The organism is Pseudomonas parakoreensis, from assembly GCF_021602155.1.
GTDB classification, from domain to species: domain Bacteria; phylum Pseudomonadota; class Gammaproteobacteria; order Pseudomonadales; family Pseudomonadaceae; genus Aquipseudomonas; species Aquipseudomonas parakoreensis.
On the sequence record NZ_BQHY01000008.1, the window covers coordinates 131,944 to 150,424 of the forward strand.

The 18,481-nt window shown below is 61.2% G+C and carries 16 protein-coding genes; 3 read left to right on the forward strand and 13 right to left on the reverse strand.

Annotation, left to right across the window (positions count from 1 at the left end):
* Window positions 1-5: 5 nt before the first annotated feature.
* The 5 genes from L6D63_RS14445 to pmbA all read right to left on the reverse strand — a co-directional run bounded on the left by L6D63_RS14445 (window position 6) and on the right by pmbA (window position 4,426).
* The gene (locus L6D63_RS14445) at window positions 6-629 is read right to left on the reverse strand and encodes a superoxide dismutase (protein ID WP_047291301.1); all 624 of its coding nucleotides are present in this window, start codon (window positions 627-629) and stop codon (window positions 6-8) included.
* A 1-nt stretch (window position 630) separates the two neighbouring features.
* Window positions 631-1,071 carry a hypothetical protein gene (locus L6D63_RS14450; RefSeq protein ID WP_047291299.1) on the reverse strand — a complete coding sequence of 147 codons (441 nt, stop codon included), beginning with the start codon at window positions 1,069-1,071 and terminating at the stop codon, window positions 631-633.
* A gap of 27 nt (window positions 1,072-1,098) precedes the next feature.
* Window positions 1,099-2,475: a class II fumarate hydratase gene (locus tag L6D63_RS14455; RefSeq protein WP_131671453.1), complete on the reverse strand. Its 1,377-nt coding sequence runs from the start codon at window positions 2,473-2,475 to the stop codon at window positions 1,099-1,101.
* Window positions 2,456-2,863, reverse strand: a complete 408-nt coding sequence (locus tag L6D63_RS14460) for a FagA protein (protein WP_121183718.1) — start codon at window positions 2,861-2,863, stop codon at window positions 2,456-2,458. The genes L6D63_RS14455 and L6D63_RS14460 overlap by 20 nt, the downstream gene beginning before the upstream one ends.
* Window positions 2,864-3,079: 216 nt before the next feature.
* Entirely contained in the window at window positions 3,080-4,426 is a 1,347-nt protein-coding gene (gene pmbA, locus L6D63_RS14465) for a metalloprotease PmbA (RefSeq protein WP_047291293.1), read from the reverse strand.
* A gap of 108 nt (window positions 4,427-4,534) precedes the next feature.
* Here pmbA and yjgA point away from each other — a divergent pair, with 108 nt between their 5' ends.
* Window positions 4,535-5,059 (forward strand): ribosome biogenesis factor YjgA, encoded by a 525-nt coding sequence (gene yjgA, locus L6D63_RS14470; RefSeq protein ID WP_007961589.1) that lies wholly within the window; start codon window positions 4,535-4,537, stop codon window positions 5,057-5,059.
* A 51-nt stretch (window positions 5,060-5,110) separates the two neighbouring features.
* Here yjgA and tldD read toward each other — a convergent pair whose 3' ends face one another.
* From tldD to mreB, 8 genes are all read right to left on the reverse strand, one after another.
* On the reverse strand, window positions 5,111-6,553 hold the full coding sequence (gene tldD / locus L6D63_RS14475; RefSeq protein ID WP_007961588.1) for a metalloprotease TldD: 1,443 nt from the start codon (window positions 6,551-6,553) through the stop codon (window positions 5,111-5,113).
* 4 nt (window positions 6,554-6,557) lie between these two features.
* On the reverse strand, window positions 6,558-7,418 hold the full coding sequence (locus tag L6D63_RS14480; protein WP_131671452.1) for a carbon-nitrogen hydrolase family protein: 861 nt from the start codon (window positions 7,416-7,418) through the stop codon (window positions 6,558-6,560).
* Between the two features lie 137 nt (window positions 7,419-7,555).
* Window positions 7,556-11,359 carry a YhdP family protein gene (locus L6D63_RS14485; RefSeq protein ID WP_131671451.1) on the reverse strand — a complete coding sequence of 1,268 codons (3,804 nt, stop codon included), beginning with the start codon at window positions 11,357-11,359 and terminating at the stop codon, window positions 7,556-7,558.
* 75 nt (window positions 11,360-11,434) lie between these two features.
* On the reverse strand, window positions 11,435-12,892 hold the full coding sequence (rng, locus tag L6D63_RS14490; protein WP_131671450.1) for a ribonuclease G: 1,458 nt from the start codon (window positions 12,890-12,892) through the stop codon (window positions 11,435-11,437).
* Between the two features lie 58 nt (window positions 12,893-12,950).
* Window positions 12,951-13,547, reverse strand: coding sequence for a Maf family protein (locus L6D63_RS14495; protein ID WP_095667491.1), 597 nt, complete (start codon window positions 13,545-13,547; stop codon window positions 12,951-12,953).
* 44 nt (window positions 13,548-13,591) lie between these two features.
* On the reverse strand, window positions 13,592-14,083 hold the full coding sequence (gene mreD, locus L6D63_RS14500; protein ID WP_003221660.1) for a rod shape-determining protein MreD: 492 nt from the start codon (window positions 14,081-14,083) through the stop codon (window positions 13,592-13,594).
* On the reverse strand, window positions 14,083-15,210 hold the full coding sequence (gene mreC, locus L6D63_RS14505; RefSeq protein ID WP_080963236.1) for a rod shape-determining protein MreC: 1,128 nt from the start codon (window positions 15,208-15,210) through the stop codon (window positions 14,083-14,085). Before mreC ends, mreD begins: the two co-directional genes overlap by 1 nt.
* Window positions 15,211-15,351: 141 nt before the next feature.
* Entirely contained in the window at window positions 15,352-16,389 is a 1,038-nt protein-coding gene (gene mreB, locus L6D63_RS14510; protein WP_002555108.1) for a rod shape-determining protein MreB, read from the reverse strand.
* 211 nt (window positions 16,390-16,600) lie between these two features.
* Between mreB and gatC the strand changes: the two genes are divergently transcribed.
* Window positions 16,601-16,888: an Asp-tRNA(Asn)/Glu-tRNA(Gln) amidotransferase subunit GatC gene (gene gatC / locus L6D63_RS14515; protein WP_003221657.1), complete on the forward strand. Its 288-nt coding sequence runs from the start codon at window positions 16,601-16,603 to the stop codon at window positions 16,886-16,888.
* 16 nt (window positions 16,889-16,904) lie between these two features.
* Window positions 16,905-18,356 carry an Asp-tRNA(Asn)/Glu-tRNA(Gln) amidotransferase subunit GatA gene (gene gatA / locus L6D63_RS14520; protein ID WP_131671449.1) on the forward strand — a complete coding sequence of 484 codons (1,452 nt, stop codon included), beginning with the start codon at window positions 16,905-16,907 and terminating at the stop codon, window positions 18,354-18,356.
* The last annotated feature ends 125 nt before the right edge of the window (window positions 18,357-18,481 follow it).

The following is an 18,481-nucleotide window of genomic DNA, read 5'->3' on the forward strand; positions in this document are numbered from 1 at the left end:
TGTTTTTATGGATGACTTAAAACCAGAGCAGCCTGATAACGCGCGGCAACTTCAGGCCAATTGATCACGTTGTAGAACGCGTTGATGTATTCCGGGCGACGGTTTTGGTAACGCAGGTAGTAGGCGTGTTCCCAGACGTCCAGACCGAGAATCGGCGTGTTGCCGTTCATCAACGGGCTGTCCTGATTGCCGCTACTTTCCACGACCAGTTCTTTTTCCGGGGTCACGCTGAGCCAGGCCCAGCCACTGCCGAAACGGGTCAGCGCGGCTTTGGTGAAGGCCTCCTTGAAGCTGTCGAGACCGCCCAATTGCTCCTCGATCGCCTTGGCCAGTGCACCGTCAGGCTTGCCGCCACCGTTGGGCACCATGACTTCCCAGAACAGCGAATGGTTGGCATGCCCGCCACCCTGATTGATCACGGCCGCACGGAGTTTTTCCGGCAACTGCTGGACGCTGGCGACCAGTTTTTCCACCGGCCACTCGGCGTACTCAGTGCCTTCGACGGCAGCGTTGAGGTTGTTAATGTAGGTCTGGTGGTGCTTGGTGTAGTGAATCTCCATGGTTTGCGCATCGATGTGCGGTTCCAGGGCGTCGTAGGCGTACGGCAAGGCAGGCAAGGTAAAAGCCATTTCAGTGGACTCCATGGTGATGTGAGGCTGACGCGCGGCGTGCATTGCCGATGTCCGGGTGCAGCAGGCGCTGGGTGCGCGGGTATTCGCCGTGTTCGCCGATGAAATTCAGCAGCTCGACGTAGGTCTTGCTGCTCTGGCGCAACGCCGCTTCCCGCAGGGCCGGGCGCAGGCGCTCGTCCTGCATGGTCTGCAATAACCGTTGATGAATCGCGCAGAGGTACTCGGCGCTCTCCTCCGGCTGGTTCAGGCGCAGGTGCAGATCCGCCAGGTTGTGGTGGGAGATGACGCAGGCCGCCACTGCTTCGTCGGCGTCCGCCCAGCGTTCGAACAGCACTTGCGCCAAGGCCAGGGCTTGCAGGTAAGCCTCACGGGCATCAATCAGTTCGCCGAGCATGAAGCAGCGATTGGCCCGTTCGATCGTGCGTTTCCAGTGCTCCATGGTGAACCTCCAAAGCAGTTGCGGGATTTACACGCCGCCGGCAGTGAGTTTCTCGGGGTTGAGTAACTTTTCCAGTTGGCTGCGCGACAGGTCGGTGTGCTCCAGCGCGACGTCAATCACCGGGCGACCCTGTTTGTAGGCCTGCTTGGCGATTTCCGCGGCTTTCTGGTAACCGATGATCGGGTTGAGCGCGGTGACCAGAATCGGGTTGCGCGACAGCGCTTCCTTGAGCCGCGCCTCGTTGACCTTGAAGCTGGCGATGGCTTTGTCGCCGAGCAGACGGCTGGCATTGGCCAGCAGTTCGATGCTGCTCAGCAGGTTCTGGGCGATGATTGGCAGCATCACGTTCAGTTCGAAGTTGCCCGACTGGCCGGCGATGGTGATTACCGAATCGTTGCCGATGACTTGCGCGGCGACCATCGCGGTGGCTTCCGGGATCACCGGATTGACCTTGCCCGGCATGATTGAGGAGCCCGGCTGCAAAGCTTCCAGCTCGATTTCACCGAGACCGGCGAGCGGGCCGGAGTTCATCCAGCGCAAGTCGTTGGCGATTTTCATCAGCGACACGGCAATGGCCTTGAGCTGGCCGGAGACGGCGACGGCGGTGTCCTGCGAGCCGATCAGGGCGAACAGATCCTTGCCCGGAGTGAATTGCACATGGGTCAGCTGGCTTAATTGGCGGCTGAAACGCGCGGCGAATTCCGGGTGCGCATTGATCCCGGTGCCGACGGCCGTGCCACCCTGCGCCAGCGATTGCAGGCTCGGCAGCAGATCCTGCAGGTGGGCAATGTTGGCCTTGAGTTGCTGCGCCCAACCGTTGAGCACCTGACTCATGCGCACCGGCATCGCATCCATCAGGTGCGTGCGGCCGGTTTTAACGTGGTGATGCACTTGCACGGCTTTGTTTTCGATGACCTGCACCAGATGCAGCAACGCCGGCAGGAGTTGTTCGTGCAACGCCAAGGCAGCGCTGACGTGAATGGTGGTCGGGATGATGTCGTTGCTGCTCTGGCCGCAGTTGACGTGATCGTTCGGGTTGACCGGCTCGCCGAGCAAGCGACTGGCGAGGGTTGCGATCACTTCATTGGCGTTCATGTTGGAACTGGTGCCGGAGCCGGTCTGGAAGATTTCCACCGGAAAATGCTGCATGAAATCGCCTTCGAGCAGGCCTTGCGCGGCGTCGCTGATGGCCTTGCCTTGCGAGGCGCTGAGCTGGTTGAGCTCAACGTTGGCCCGCGCGGCGGCGGCTTTGGCGAGGATCAGCGCACGGATGAACTGCGTTGGCATCGGTTTGCCGCTGATCGGGAAGTTATCCACTGCGCGCTGGGTCTGCGCGCCGTAGAGAGCGTCCACCGGCACCTGCAGTTCGCCCATGCTGTCGCGCTCAATACGAGTCTTGGTCATCTGAAAATCCTTGGACTGATTCAATGAGAGGAATCGAGGGTTGCAACTCGCAGGTCGCCAGTTGCCAGGTGTAGCGCTGCCAACGCTGGAGTCGGCAGTTGCACAGCGACAGGCGCTCCATTTCACGCAGCGGGCGCCAGGCTTGATCGAGACACAAGCTGCGCCAATGCCATGGCAACGCGATGTCGGTGGCTGTGTCGAGCAGCAAGCGGAAGGAGGTTTCAGCGATGGTCCACGGGGAAGTCGCCGTGCAGCAGGCCAGATAACGGCCCTCAGCCAGGTAATGTTCGATCAGGCGCGGTTCGTCGGGGTCCATCGCGCAACGGATCTGGCGACTCATCCAGCGCCAGCTTTCGAGGTATGGCTGCTCGTGCAAGGCAGAAGTCATGATCCGGGACTCGTGCGGAGATGAGATTCATTATTAGATGATAATGAGAACCAAAACAAGAGTACCTTTGTAGGAGCTGCCGCAGGCTGCGATCTTTTGATTTTGCTTTCACACACAAGATCAAGAGATCGCAGCCTGCGGCAGCTCCTACAGGGCGGACATGAAAAAGGCGCGCCATCCGGATGGATGGCGCGCCTTTTTTGTGAAGATGGGAGCTTAGCTGCCCGCCACCGTCATCCGCTCAATCAACACCGAGCCCGTGCGAATATTGCTGCGCAGCTCCAGATCATTACCGACGGCGACGATCTGCTTGAACATGTCGCGCATGTTGCCGGCGATGGTCACTTCCTGCACCGCGAACTGGATTTCGCCGTTCTCAACCCAGAAACCCGCCGCACCACGCGAATAATCGCCAGTGACCATGTTCAAGCCATGCCCCATCAACTCGGTAACCAGCAGCCCACGGCCCATACGACGCAGCAGCGCTGCCTGATCTTCATCACCATGCGTCACGAACAGGTTATGCACGCCCCCCGCGTTGGCGGTGCTTGGCATGCCGAGTTTGCGCCCGGAGTACGTGCCGAGGATGTACGACACCAATTCGCCCTTTTCGACGAACGGTTTGGCGTAGGTGGCCAAGCCATCACCGTCGTAAGAGGCACTGCCCATGGCGCGCATCAGATGTGGACGCTCATCGATGGTCAGCCATTCCGGAAACAGCTTCTGCCCCAGCGTGCCTTCGAGGAACGACGATTTGCGATACAGACTGCCGCCAGACACCGCCGACAGGAAGCTGCCGAATAACCCGCCCGCCAGCTCGGCGGAAAACAGCACCGGCACTTCGCAGGTCGGCACCGGACGCGCGCCCAGACGACTCGCGGCCCGTTGCGCGGCACGCTGGCCGATGCTCACCGGATCCGCCAGCAGGCTGCCCTGACGATTGACGTCATACCAGTAATCGCGCTGCATCTGGCCGTCGGCTTCGGCGATCATCACGCAGCTCAGGCTGTGCCGGGTCGATGCGTAGCCGCCGATGAAACCGTGGCTGTTGCCATACACACGGCAGCCCTGATGGGTGCTGAGGGTGGTGCCGTCGGCGTTCTTGATTCGCGCATCGGCGTCGAACGCCGCCGCTTCACAGAGCAACGCCTTCTCGATCGCCTGCTCCGGGGTGATGTCCCATTCGTGGAACAGGTCGAAATCTTGCACCTCCCTGGCCATCAACGCGGCATCGGCGAGGCCCGAGGCTTCGTCTTCAGAGGTGTGTCTGGCGATCGCCAGTGCGGCAGCAACGGTTTCACGAATCGCATCCGGCCCGGTGGCGGAGGTGCTGGCCGAGCCTTTGCGCTGGCCGACGTACAGGGTGATGCCAAAGCCCTGGTCGCGATTGAACTCGACCGTCTCGACCTCACGCTGGCGCACCGAGGTCGACAAACCCTGCTCCAGCGACACCGCAACTTCGCAGGCACTGGCGCCCTGACGCTTGGCTTCGGCGATGATTTGCTCGACCTGTTCCTGCAGTGCCGGCAATGCTTGCGGGCCGACGCTTTGAACTGCACTCATGCTCATCTCCACTCAAATTCTGCTTTCGGCTGGGGTCATCGAGCGACCGGGCCGGACAAGCGGCCCCCGACTGGTTATCATGGCGGCGTTTCTTTGCGGACTGCCACCATGGTTGATTCTTACGACGACTCCCTCGATACGGGAGAAAAAAGCAAATCTCAGGTCAAACGCGAGCTGCATGCTCTGGTTGACCTTGGCGAGCGCCTTACAACACTCAAGCCCGACTTGCAGGCAAAACTGCCATTGACCGACGCTCTGCGCCGGGCCCTGGCCGATGCGCCGAAGCACACCGCGAACATCGCGCGTAAACGGCACCTGCAGTTCATCGGCAAACTGATGCGCGATCAGGACACTGACGCGATTCTGGTCCTGCTCGATCAACTCGATGCCTCCACCCGTCAGTACAACGAGCGTTTCCACAACCTCGAACGCTGGCGTGACCGGCTGATCGCCGGTGACGATGCCGTGCTGGAGAAATTCGTCGTCGAATACCCCGATGCCGATCGCCAGCAACTGCGTTCGCTGATCCGTCAGGCTCAGCACGAGGTTGCACACAACAAACCTCCTGCTTCCAGCCGCAAGATCTTCAAGTACATCCGTGAGCTGGACGATACGCAACGCGGTCTGCGTTGAGATTCGCCATCGGGTGGCCGCCCTGCGCGCCACCCGCAGCTCCACCTCTTTTTATGCGCCCGTGCCACCCACGGTAATCGCATCGATCTTCAGCGTCGGCTGACCGACACCCACCGGTACCGACTGCCCGTCCTTGCCGCACGTGCCCACACCGCTGTCCAGTGCCAGATCGTTACCGACCATCGACACCCGGCTCATCGCCTCGGGGCCGTTGCCGATCAACGTCGCGCCCTTGACCGGTGCGGTGATCTTGCCGTCCTCGATCAGGTACGCCTCGCTGGTGGAGAACACGAACTTGCCGCTGGTGATGTCAACCTGACCGCCGCCAAGATTGGCGCAGTAGATACCTTTCTTCACCGATGCGATGATTTCCGCCGGATCGCTTTCGCCACCGAGCATGTAGGTGTTGGTCATGCGCGGCATCGGCAGATGCGCGTATGACTCACGACGACCGTTGCCGGTACGGGCTACACCCATCAGGCGCGCGTTGAGCTTGTCCTGCATGTAACCCTTGAGCACACCGTTCTCGATCAGCGTGGTGCACTCGGTCGGAGTGCCTTCGTCGTCGACGCTCAGCGAACCGCGACGGCCGCTCAAGGTGCCATCATCGACGATGGTGCACAGTTTGGAGGCGACCATTTCGCCCATCCGTCCGCTGTAGGCCGAACTGCCCTTGCGGTTGAAATCCCCCTCCAGACCGTGGCCGACCGCTTCGTGCAGGAGCACGCCGGACCAACCCGAACCGAGGACGACAGGCAAGGTGCCGGCCGGTGCCGGAATCGCTTCCAGGTTCACCAGCGCCTGGCGCAGCGCTTCGCGGGCGTAGCCCATGGCGCGGTCTTCGGCGAGGAAATAGCGGTAATCGGTACGCCCGCCACCACCATGCCCGCCGCGCTCGCGACGGCCATTCTGCTCGACGATCACGCTGACGTTGAAACGCACCAGCGGACGCACGTCAGCAGCCAGGCCACCGTCGGTGGACGCCACCAGAATCCGTTCCCAGACCCCGGCCATGCTCACGCTGACCTGTTGAATCCGCGGATCAAGGGCGCGGGTAGCGACGTCGATGCGCTTGAGCAGCTCGACTTTCTCGGCGCGGCTCAGCACTTCCAGCGGATTGTCCGGCGCGTACAGCTGTGCGACATCCTGAGTGCTGAAGGCCTGCACCGTGCCGTTCTGCCCGGCGCGGGAGATCGAACGCGCAGCACGCGCCGCCGCACCAAGGGCTTCAAGCGTGATCGCGTTGCTGTAGGCAAAACCGGTTTTCTCACCGGACTGCGCACGCACGCCAACTCCCTGGTCGAGGTTGAAGCTGCCTTCCTTGACGATACCGTCTTCCAGCGACCACGACTCGGAGATCTGGCCCTGGAAATACAGGTCGGCCGCATCGATCCCCGGGCCGGCCAGATCGCCGAGCACGCCTTGCAGGCTCTCGATGGTCACGCCGCCGGGCGCCAACAGGTGATCACTGACTGAGGACAACAACTCGCTCATAGGTTTACGCCTTAAATTCATGTTCTGAAGCAGGCCGCTGGGCGCCCTGCGAGAAAAACCGCCGATGACTCGTCACCGGCATTCGCGCCCTGATAGACGCTTGTTCGTCACTGTCGCGTGCGGCCAACAGCACCGCCTCGCCTTGATCCTGATGCGCCAGCACCCGGCCCCACGGGTCGACAATCGCCGCATGACCGAAGGTTTCACGCGGTCCCGGGTGAGTCCCGCCCTGCGCTGCCGCCAATACATAACACTGGGTCTCGATGGCCCGGGCGCGAATCAGCACCTCCCAGTGCGCCGCACCGGTCACAGCGGTGAAGGCCGACGGGGCGGTGATCAACTCGGCACCGGCAGCGCGCAATTCGCTGTACAACTCCGGAAAGCGCAGGTCGTAGCACACGGTCAGGCCGACTCGGCCGACCGGTGTGTCCGCCACCACGACGCCACTGCCATAAGCATAGTCATCGGATTCGCGATACCGCCCGCGATTGTCCGCCACATCGACATCGAACAGGTGCAACTTGTCATACCGTGCAACGGTTTCACCCTGATCATTGACCAGCAGCGAGCAGGCGTGAGACTTGGCGTCCGGTTGCCCGAGCGGCGGCAACGGCAAGGTGCCGGCAACTATCCATAACTTGAGGTCGCGAGCGGTCTGTTTCAACCATGGCAGGATCGGGCCTTCGCCGAGCGCTTCGGCCCTACCGATGTCGGCAATGTCACGACGGCCCATGGCGGCGAAGTTTTCCGGCAGCACTGCCAGCTTCGCGCCACCGATTGCCGCCTGCTCAAGCAGGCGTCGGGCCTGCGCCAGATTGGCCAGCACATCGCTCTGGCTGACCATTTGAATCACCGCTAAAGACATGGCCGCTTCCTGACAGGGAGTCCACTTATCACTGCAGGAGCTGCCGCAGGCTGCGATCTTTTGATTTTGCTTTTAAAAACCACATCAAAAGATCGCAGCCTGCGGCAGCTCCTACACGGGGAAAAGCCTCATGCTACTCAAAAAGGCTTGTCGAAGGTGATTTTCGGCTCTTTCCACGGGCCCTTGACGGTGTATTTGACGCTGGCGAAGCGTGCCACGCGGTCACCGATCAGCTTGTCGATAAGGAACAATGCCCCGCCGACCGCTGGCGCGCCGACAATCAGCGCGGCGATCGGCAGATTGTTGGTCACCGGCAAGGTCACCAGCAATTTTGCATCGACCTGATCGCCAACCAGATCCAGCGTACCGTCCAGCTCAAGATTGCTTGAAGGACCGGTCAGCCGAATCGGCTCGCGGGTGACATACACGCCGTTATTGGCCACCAACAAACCCTTGACCCGGTCGTAGCTCAAGCCTTTGCCAAACAAGTCGGAGAAGTCCAGACGCAGACGGCGACCAATGGAATTGAAGTTGAGCAGACCGAACACCCGCAACGCCTGCGCGCCGCCCTCCACTTCAACGAACTGACCTTTATTCAGCGAGGCATCCAGCGTGCCGGAGAAACGCTTGGTCGCCAGCCACGCCGGCGATCCCGGCCAGCGGCCATCGACGTCCATGTGGAATTCTTCGCTGGTCACGCTCGGCGCAAAACCCCAGCCCTTGAGTACATCGGCGAGGTTTTTGCCGCTGGCCCGGCCTTTGAACCAGCTGTTGGTCGAGCCCGGGGTGCCTTCCCAGCCGCCATTGCCTTGCAACAGGATGCCCTTGAGGCCCATGTCCATATTGTTCAGGGCGAGACCTTTGGCCGTCGGCCGTACCTTGAGCGACCAGCCGCCCACCAGATCCGCGCCGAGAAACAATTGATTGATGGTGATGTCCAGCGCGGGAATCTTCGTCGGGTCGACGGAAACCAGCGGATCAGGCGAGTTCTCGTCGGCCTGCACCGTCGGATCCGGTGCCGGCAGCCGCACGTATTGCAGATTGACCGCGATCGGCGCGCCCTTGGCATCGGGAAGACTGGCCGAGCCTTTGGCCTGCTGGCTGTCGAGTGCCAGATTCCACGCCCACGGTTTGCGATTGACCTGAACTGCCGCCTGGTCGAGGGTGGTGCCGAATGCGGTGAGCTTGCCCACCTTGAAGTCGGCACTGTTGAGTAATTGCTTGGCGCTGCCACCCGGGTCGTTACCGGCGTATTTATTGACCAGGTCCTGCCACGGCGCGACGTCCAGCTCCGACAGCACACCGCGAATGCGCAGGCCTTTGGCGTCCGGCAGGACTGCGTCGCCAGTTCCGAGAAACAGCTCGCCACGACCATCGGCGAAACTGCTCGGCGGTGCGGCGAAGGTGAAGCTGGCCAGTTGATCGTAACTGACCCAAAAACGCCGCTCCGGACCTTGCAAGCTCATGCGGAACACCGTGTCACGCCCTTGCTGGGCCGACATGCCGAACGGCGCCGGCAGATCCACCGCGACGCCTTTCATGCTGGAGTTGACCGTCAGTTGACTGTCGGTGCCGTCCAGGTTGACCTGCAACTGATAGGGAAGGGTCCCAGACACCGGCAACGGCTGAGTCACGCCCAGCCAGTCAGTGAGTTTCTTGACCTCGACCTGCCCGGAAGCCGAGACCCGCGTCTTGAGCTTGCCCGGGCTGCCATCCGCGAAAATCTGCGCGGTCACCGGCTTGTCAAAAGCCTTGGCGGCGATGTTCTGCCCACTCAACCCCTTGGCGCTGTCGAAACGGAAATCGCCTTTGAGCTGGCTCAGCTCCAGTTTCGGCTCCGCCAGTTTCAAGCGCGCATTGGCAGTCTTGAAGTCGACGAGGATCTTCGGCAAATCGCCCTTTTCCAGCGGGATATCGAGTTTGACCTTGCCCTGCAGATCGCCCTCGCCTTCCCAGCCGGCAAACGTTTCGCCAGTGCCGATCGGCGCGGTCTGGAGAATTTTCAGGCCATCGCCCAATCCACCGGCAAACCCGCCGTCGAGGAACAGATGCGTATGCTGCCCCGCCGGGACATGAGGAATATTGACGAAAACATCGCTGACCTGGGTGTCGAGCAACTGCCCCTTGTCGGCCACGATGCGCACACCGCTGTCCTCGATGAACACGTCGCCACTGACCTTGCTCACGTGCGGCCAGCCTGGCTGGAACGCCAGCTCGGCGTCATGCACCTTGAAGAACAGGCTGATGCTGCGATCGACATCCTTGGCATTTTTGCTCAGCGAACCCTGGTACTGGAAAAACCCCTGGTCCACCGCACCTTTGAGGATCGCCGTGCGCAGCCACTCGTCGAGGGCCGGACTCAAGACTTCGGGCAGGTATTTGGCGGTGTAGCGACCGTCGCCATCGACCAGCCCGACGCGCAGGTCCATGTAGTCTTCCTGGCTATGGTCGAAGTGCAGGCGGATCAGGAAATCGCCGGCAATCTTGCCCTCCTCGCCCAGCACTTTCAGGTAAGGCGCGATCAGGGTGAAACCTTCTTTATCGAGCTTCCAGGTCAGTCGGGCATTGGCCTGAATGTATTGCCACGGCTTGGCGAAGATCGGATCGAGGTGCAGGACGAAATCCTTGCTGTCCAGGCGCAGCTCGCCGCCGTCAAGGTTGCCGCTGAGGCTGCCACTGACGTTCCGCGCCGCCGGGGCACCGTGATAGGCGTCGAACCCGACTTTATCCAGATTGGCCGCGAAGCCGAATTTCGAGCCATCGGTAGCGTTCGGGCGAAAATCCAGCAACACGTTGCGCAACCCGCCGGTCACTTTCAGGTGATCGACAACAGTGGCGAAGCCTTCAGGCAGCGGCCCCAGTGCATTCAGCAACGGGGTGATCGGCTGCAAATCGAGGCGGTCAGCCTGCAGATGCCACAGCTCGTCGACTGTATCAGTGGCTGCCGTCTGCTTGAGCTGCACGTGAGTTTCCCAGCGGGTTTCGCCAAAACTCATCGCCAGCGAATCGAGCGTAACGGTCGCGCCGTCATCGTCGCGCTGGTAATAGCCATTGAGCGCCAGATTGCTGATCTTGATCGGCTTGCGCTCGGCATAAGCGCCGGTCACCTGCGGTGCGTTCAAACGAACAGCGGCGCTTTGCAGGGCGCCGTCGTTCCAGTTCACCCACAGCTCGCCGCCCGCCTTGATCTCGGAAAAATTCCATTGCTGGGTCAAACGCTCGGGCAGCCACTTCGACCAGTCGCTTTGCGGCAGGCTGACATAGCCTTCCACCGAGCTGTCCGGCAGTCGGGAGGGGCGAATCCGTGTACGCAGGCTCATCGCCATCGGCTGCCCGTCGGGCAAAGTCAGACGAGCGTCGAGGCGCTGCCGGCTGCTGCCGGTTTTCAGGTTGAGGCCGACGTAGATGAAGGTCATCGGCGCATGGTCCAGCGGCTGCACGGTCACCTGACTGTCGAGCACCGACAATTGCTGAACGATCTGCGAGCGCTTGAACAGTTGTTCGGGATCAAGCGGCTGGTCGTTCTGCACCGGCAGGCCTTCCAGCGCCCAACTACCGTCCTGCGCTTCCTTGACGCTGATTTTCAGACCGTTCAATTCCAGATGGGCGATACGCACTTCGCGCGCCAGCAGGCTGCCCCAGAGATCCGGCACCGCACGTACCCGGTCCAGACGCAAGGCATTCGCGCCGTCACCGACCATCACGTCATGGGCCAGCAGGATCGGTGCAAATCCGCTCCAGTCACCTTCCAGTTCGCCGATCTGCAACGGCATGCCGAGCGCGGCACTGGCCTTGTCTTCGATGTCGGTACGGTACTCCGCCACCAGCGGCGTCAATTCCCGACCGAGGCTGACGTACAACGCCAACAGCACCAGAACCAACGCGCACAGGCCCAGTCCCCAGCGGGTGAGTGCGGCCAAAATGCGTGTCAGACGCTCCATGTCAGTTGGCTCCCATGGCGAAAAAACTGCGAAAAGCTGAGGCCAGCCGTTGTGGATTAAATGTGCCGCAGGGGATCAGAGCAGCACCACATCATATTGTTCCTGGGAATACATGGTTTCGACCTGAAAGCGTATGGTGCGACCGATGAACCCTTCAAGCTCGGCGACGTTACCAGACTCTTCATCGAGCAAACGGTCCACTACTTTCTGGTTCGCCAACACCCGGTATCCCTCGGCCTGATAGGCGCGGGCCTCGCGCAGAATTTCGCGGAAGATCTCGTAACAGATCGTTTCCGGAGTCTTCAGCTTGCCGCGCCCCTGACAGCTGCTGCACGGCTCGCACAGCACTTGCTCGAGACTTTCGCGGGTACGTTTGCGGGTCATCTGCACCAGGCCCAACTCGGTGATGCCGATGATGTTGGTCTTGGCGTGATCACGTTCGAGCTGTTTCTCCAGGGTGCGCAGCACCTGGCGCTGATGTTCTTCATCTTCCATGTCGATGAAGTCGATGATGATGATCCCGCCCAGATTGCGCAGGCGCATCTGCCGGGCAATCGCAGTGGCGGCTTCGAGGTTGGTCTTGAAGATGGTTTCTTCAAGGTTGCGATGGCCTACAAACGCGCCGGTGTTAACGTCGATGGTGGTCATGGCTTCCGCCGGATCGACCACCAGATAGCCGCCGGACTTGAGCGGCACTTTGCGCTCGAGGGCTTTCTGGATTTCGTCTTCGACGCCATACAGGTCGAAAATCGGCCGCTCGCCCGGGTAGTGTTCCAGACGATCGGCGATTTCCGGCATCAGTTCGGCGACAAACTGTGTGGTTTTCTGGAAGGTTTCCCGGGAGTCGATACGGATCTTCTCGATCTTCGGGCTGACCAGATCGCGCAGGGTACGCAGCGCCAGACCGAGGTCTTCGTAAATCACGCTCGGTGCTCCGATGGTCTGGATCTGCGCGTTGATCTGGTCCCACAGGCGCCGCAGGTAGCGGATGTCCATGAGGATTTCATCGGCCCCGGCGCCTTCGGCAGCGGTACGCAGGATGAAGCCGCCAGCCTCCTTGATCCCTTCCTTGGCCACGCAATCGCTGACCACCTGCTTGAGGCGCTCGCGCTCGGCTTCGTCTTCGATCTTCAGGGAAATACCGACATGGGCGGTGCGCGGCATGTACACCAGATAGCGCGACGGAATCGACAGCTGCGTGGTCAGGCGCGCGCCTTTGGAACCGATCGGGTCCTTGGTGACCTGCACCACCAGGCTCTGGCCTTCATGCACCAGCGCGCTGATGCTTTCCACCGCTGGGCTTTCGCGCAGGGAAATTTCCGAGGCGTGAATGAATGCCGCACGGTCCAGACCGATATCGACAAATGCCGCCTGCATGCCCGGCAGCACCCTGACGATCTTGCCTTTATAGATGTTGCCGACGATCCCGCGTTTTTGCGTGCGCTCGACGTGGACTTCTTGCAGCACACCGTTTTCGACCACCGCCACGCGCGATTCCATCGGCGTGATGTTGATCAGAATCTCTTCACTCATGGCAGGGTCTCGTTCAGGCATGTTCACGATAATGGCCGCATCTTGATCCATACGACGCTCATTGCGCGTTCAGGTTTTGCCAACAGGGTATGCCGAAATGGCCCAACAGTTCTGCGGTTTCGCAAACCGGCAGCCCGACCACCGCCGAATAGCTGCCATTGAGCCCGGCGACAAACACCGCGCCGAGGCCCTGAATGCCATAACCGCCGGCCTTGTCCCGAGGTTCGCCACTGGCCCAATAGGCCGCCGCCTCTTCGCGGCTGATCGGGCGAAAGCGCACCAGACTGCGCACCACGCGCGACTCGCAACGCTGGCCGTCCAGCACAGCGATGGCGGTCAGCACTTCATGCTCTTTGCCGGACAACATCATCAGCATGGCGCATGCGTCGGCTTCGTCCACCGGTTTGCCAAGAATTTTATCGTCGAGTACCACGGCAGTGTCCGCCCCCAGTACGCAAAACGCCGCGTCGCAGGCGAGCGCGCGTCGACCGGCCTCGGCCTTGCCACGCGCCAGGCGCTCGACATAGGCCGAAGGCAATTCTTCGGCAAGCGGGGTTTCGTCGATTTCCGCGCTGATGGCGGAGAACGGCACGCCGATCTGCGTGAGCAATTCACGCCGGCGCGGCGAACCAGAGGCGAGGTAAAGCGGCTTCATCAAGACATCTCCCTTGTCGAGGTGCGGGCACATGCCTGACCGAATCAGTTGATTTTGTAGCGCCGGCGCAATCCACGCAAAGCGAAGCTGACCCAAGGCCAGAGCAACGCGCTGGTCAATGCCGGCAGTACCAGTGCCAGCGTTGGCTGGCGGTTGCCGGTCAGGGCGCTGAGCCACAGTTGAACCAGTTGAGCGAGGCCGAAGATCACCAGGATCACCAGGCATTGCTGCCACATCGGGAACATCCGCAGACGCTGCTGCAACGACAGCACCAGGAAGGTGATCAGCGTCAGGATCAACGCGTTCTGCCCAAGCAGCGTGCCGTACAGCACGTCTTCGGCCAGTCCCAGGCAAAACGCGGTCACCATGCCGACCGTTTGCGGCAGGGCCAGAGCCCAGAACGCCAGGAGCAGCGCCAGCCACAGCGGGCGCAGGATCTCCATGAATTGCGGCATCGGCGACACACTGAGCAGCAGGCCGATGAGAAACGTCAGCCAGACCATCCAACCGTTACGCGAAGCGGTAGCCCCGACCATTATTCTTGTCTCCCGGTGTTGGCCGGCGTGGTGACAGGCGGTTTGGCCGCTGGTCGAACCGCCGGCTGGGACGCTGCAGGCCGGCTATTCGCGGGCGTGGCTGCAGTTGGTTTGGCAGGCGGCTTGCTGGCGACCGGTTTGGCCGGCGTAGCACTGACTGCCGGCGTGGCGGTCGCGGCCGGCGCAGTCACCGCTGCAGGCGGTGTCACGGTTTTCGGCACCGTGGCCGGAATCACCGGTCCACCGCCCTGCGCATCAAGATTTTCCTGAGCCTGCGCCGCATCGTTGGCGCGCTCTTCGGCGGTGCGGTTGTCGCTGAATACCAGCAGCAGATAACGGCTGCGGTTCAACGCAGCGGTCGGCACCGCACGGACAATCGCGAAAGGCTGACCGGAGTCGTGGATGACTTCCTTGACCGTTGCCACCGGATAGCCGGCCGGGAAGCGCTGCCCGAGGCCGGAGCTGACCAGCAGATCGCCTTCCTTGATGTCAGCGGTGTCGGCGACGTGCCGCAGTTCCAGACGTTCCGGGTTGCCGGTGCCGCTGGCAATCGCCCGCAGACCGTTACGGTTCACCTGGACAGGAATGCTGTGCGTGGTGTCGGTCAGCAGCAGCACGCGGGAGGTGTACGGCATCAACTCGACCACCTGGCCCATCAGACCGCGCGCATCGAGCACCGGCTGACCGAGCACCACGCCATCGCGCTCACCCTTATTGATGATGATGCGATGGGTGAAGGGATTGGGGTCCATGCCGATCAACTCGGCCACTTCGACCTTTTCGTTGACCAGTGCGGAGGAATTGAGCAACTCGCGCAGCCGCACGTTCTGCTCGGTGAGAGCGGCGAGCTTTTGCATGCGGCCCTGCAACAGCAGGTTCTCGGTCTTGAGTTTTTCGTTTTCGGCGACCAGCTCGGTGCGACTGCCAAACTGACTGGCGACACCGTCCCACAACCGGCCGGGCAGGTCGGTGATCCAGTAGGCATCCATCAGCACCAGCGACGCTTGCTTGCGCGCAGGCTTGAGCAGGTCAAAGCGGGCATCGACCACCATCAGCGCGATCGACAGCACGGCCAGCACCAACAGGCGCACGCCCAACGAAGGGCCCTTGGCGAAAAGCGGTTTAATAAGCCGCTCCTCCCAGGCAAATGTTCTGTTTATTCATACGGCATCAAACCGGCCTGGATGAAGACTGACAGAAGATAAACGCCAACAGGCAGCACTGCAAAGTGCTGCCTGTGCGCTCACCCACGTATTGCAACCCAGCGCTTATTCGCTGGAGAGCAGGTCCATGGTGTGCTTGTCCATCATTTCCAATGCACGGCCACCGCCGCGAGCAACGCAGGTCAGCGGATCTTCGGCAACGATCACCGGCAGACCGGTTTCCTGGGCCAGCAACTTGTCGAGGTCACGCAGCAGCGCGCCACCACCGGTCAGCACCAGACCACGCTCGGCGATGTCGGAAGCCAGTTCTGGCGGCGACTGCTCCAGGGCGCTTTTCACGGCCTGAACGATGGTTGCCAGGGACTCTTGCAGAGCTTCCAGCACTTCATTGGAGTTCAGGGTGAATGCGCGTGGAACGCCTTCGGCCAGGTTGCGACCGCGAACGTCGACTTCGCGAACTTCGCCGCCCGGGTAGGCCGTACCGATTTCCTGCTTGATGCGCTCGGCCGTCGATTCACCGATCAGGCTGCCGTAGTTACGGCGCACGTAGGTGATGATCGCTTCGTCGAAGCGGTCGCCGCCCACGCGGACGGATTCGGCATAGACCACACCGTTCAGGGAGATCAGCGCGATTTCGGTCGTACCACCGCCGATATCGACGACCATCGAGCCACGGGCTTCTTCAACCGGCAGGCCGGCACCGATCGCAGCAGCCATCGGCTCTTCGATCAGGAACACTTCACGGGCACCGGCACCAAGGGCCGATTCACGGATGGCACGACGCTCGACCTGGGTGGATTTGCATGGAACGCAGATCAGCACACGAGGGCTGGGCTGCAGAAAGCTGTTTTCGTGAACCTTGTTGATAAAGTATTGCAGCATCTTTTCGCAGACGCTGAAGTCGGCAATCACGCCGTCCTTCATCGGACGAATGGCAGCAATGTTGCCCGGCGTACGGCCGAGCATGCGCTTGGCTTCGGTGCCGACAGCGACGACACTTTTCTGGTTACCGTGTGTCCGAATGGCCACAACCGATGGCTCATTCAGGACGATACCGCGCTCGCGCACGTAAATAAGGGTGTTGGCAGTGCCCAGGTCAATGGAGAGATCGCTGGAAAACATGCCACGCAGTTTCTTGAACATGGGAAAGGGACCCTAGGCAACGCGTGGGTAAAAAAGTGCGGCAAACTCTAACAACGACAGGGATTTTGGGCAAGGCGCCAATATGTTAAATTGGCCGCTTTTCTGTGCACCAAGCCCCACAATCGCGGCCTTATGACCGTAGAAGTGCGGTAGTGTTCCGACAATCTAACACACGGACGCCGTCCGTTCTGTTTTCCACTGGAGAATCCCGATGGCGCTAGAACGCTCCGACGTGGAAAAAATCGCGCATCTGGCCTGCCTTGGCCTGAATGATGCCGATCTTCCGCACATTACTTCCGCCCTCAACAGCATTCTCGGGCTGGTCGACGAAATGCAGGCCGTCGATACCGACGGTATCGAGCCTTTGGCCCACCCGCTGGAAGCCAGTCAGCGCCTGCGCGCCGACGTCGTGACCGAGACCAATCACCGCGAGGCCTATCAGTCCATCGCACCAGCGGTCGAAAACGGCCTGTATCTGGTTCCGAAAGTCATCGACTAAAGGGAAAGAGCCTGCAATGCATCAAATGACTCTGGCCGAGATCGCCCGCGGTCTCGCCGATAAAAAGTTTTCTTCCGAAGAGCTGACCAAAGTCCTGCTGGCGCGTATTACCCAGCTCGATCCGCAGCTCAACAGCTTCATCAGCCTCACCGAAGAGCTGGCGCTTGCGCAGGCGAAAGCCGCCGACGCGCGTCGTGCCAACGGTGAGAGCGGTGCCCTGCTTGGCGCGCCGATCGCCCACAAGGACCTGTTCTGCACCCAGGGCATCCGCACCAGTTGCGGCTCGAAGATGCTCGACAACTTTAAAGCGCCATACGACGCCACCGTGGTTGCGAAACTGGCGGCTGCCGGTGCCGTGACGCTGGGCAAGACCAACATGGACGAGTTCGCCATGGGTTCGGCCAACGAATCGAGCTGGTACGGCGCGGTGAAAAACCCGTGGAACCTGGAGCACGTACCGGGCGGTTCGTCCGGTGGTTCGGCCGCAGCGGTTGCCGCGCGCCTGTTGCCGGCGGCCACGGCCACCGACACCGGTGGTTCGATCCGTCAGCCCGCCGCGTTCACCAACCTCACCGGCCTGAAACCGACCTACGGTCGCGTATCGCGCTGGGGCATGATCGCTTACGCCTCCAGTCTCGATCAGGGCGGCCCGCTGGCGCGCACCGCCGAAGACTGCGCGATTTTGTTGCAAGGTATGGCCGGGTTCGATCAGAACGATTCGACCAGCATCGATGAGTCGGTTCCGGATTACTCCGCGGGTCTCAACACTTCGCTGCAAGGCCTGCGCATCGGCGTGCCGAAGGAATACTTCAGCGCCGGTCTCGACCCGCGCATCGCCGAACTGATCCAGAACAGCATCAAAGAGCTGCAGAAGCTCGGCGCCGTGATCAAGGAAATCAGCCTGCCGAACATGCAACACGCGATTCCTGCGTACTACGTGATCGCCCCGGCCGAAGCTTCCTCGAACCTGTCGCGTTTCGACGGCGTGCGCTTCGGCCATCGCTGCGAGAACCCGGAAAACCTGATCGACCTGTACAAGCGCTCGCGTGGCGAAGGCTTCGGGCCTGAAGTGCAGCGCCGGATCATGGTCGGCGCCTACGCGCTGTCCGCCGGTTACTACGACGCCTACTACCTCAAAGCGCAGAAGATCCGTCGCCTGGTGAAAAACGACTTCATGACGGCCTTTAATGAAGTCGACATCATCCTCGGCCCGACCACGCCGAACCCGGCCTGGAAGCTCGGCGCAAAGAACAGCGATCCGGTCGCTGCCTATCTGGAAGACGTCTACACCATCACCGCCAACCTCGCAGGCCTGCCGGGTCTGTCGATGCCGGCCGGTTTTGTCGACGGTCTGCCGGTGGGCGTGCAGTTGCTCGCGCCGTATTTCCAGGAAGGTCGCCTGTTGAACGTTGCCCACCAGTATCAGTTACACACTGACTGGCACACCCGCACCCCGCAGGGGTTTTGAAACTGCTGCGCTCGGTAATGCTGCGTTGAAAACTGGCTCGTAATGCTCATTGACTAAAGTCAACTCCGCTTACTCGCCAGTTTTCGCCTTGCCTTACCTTCGCTCGCAACGTTTCAAAATCCCCA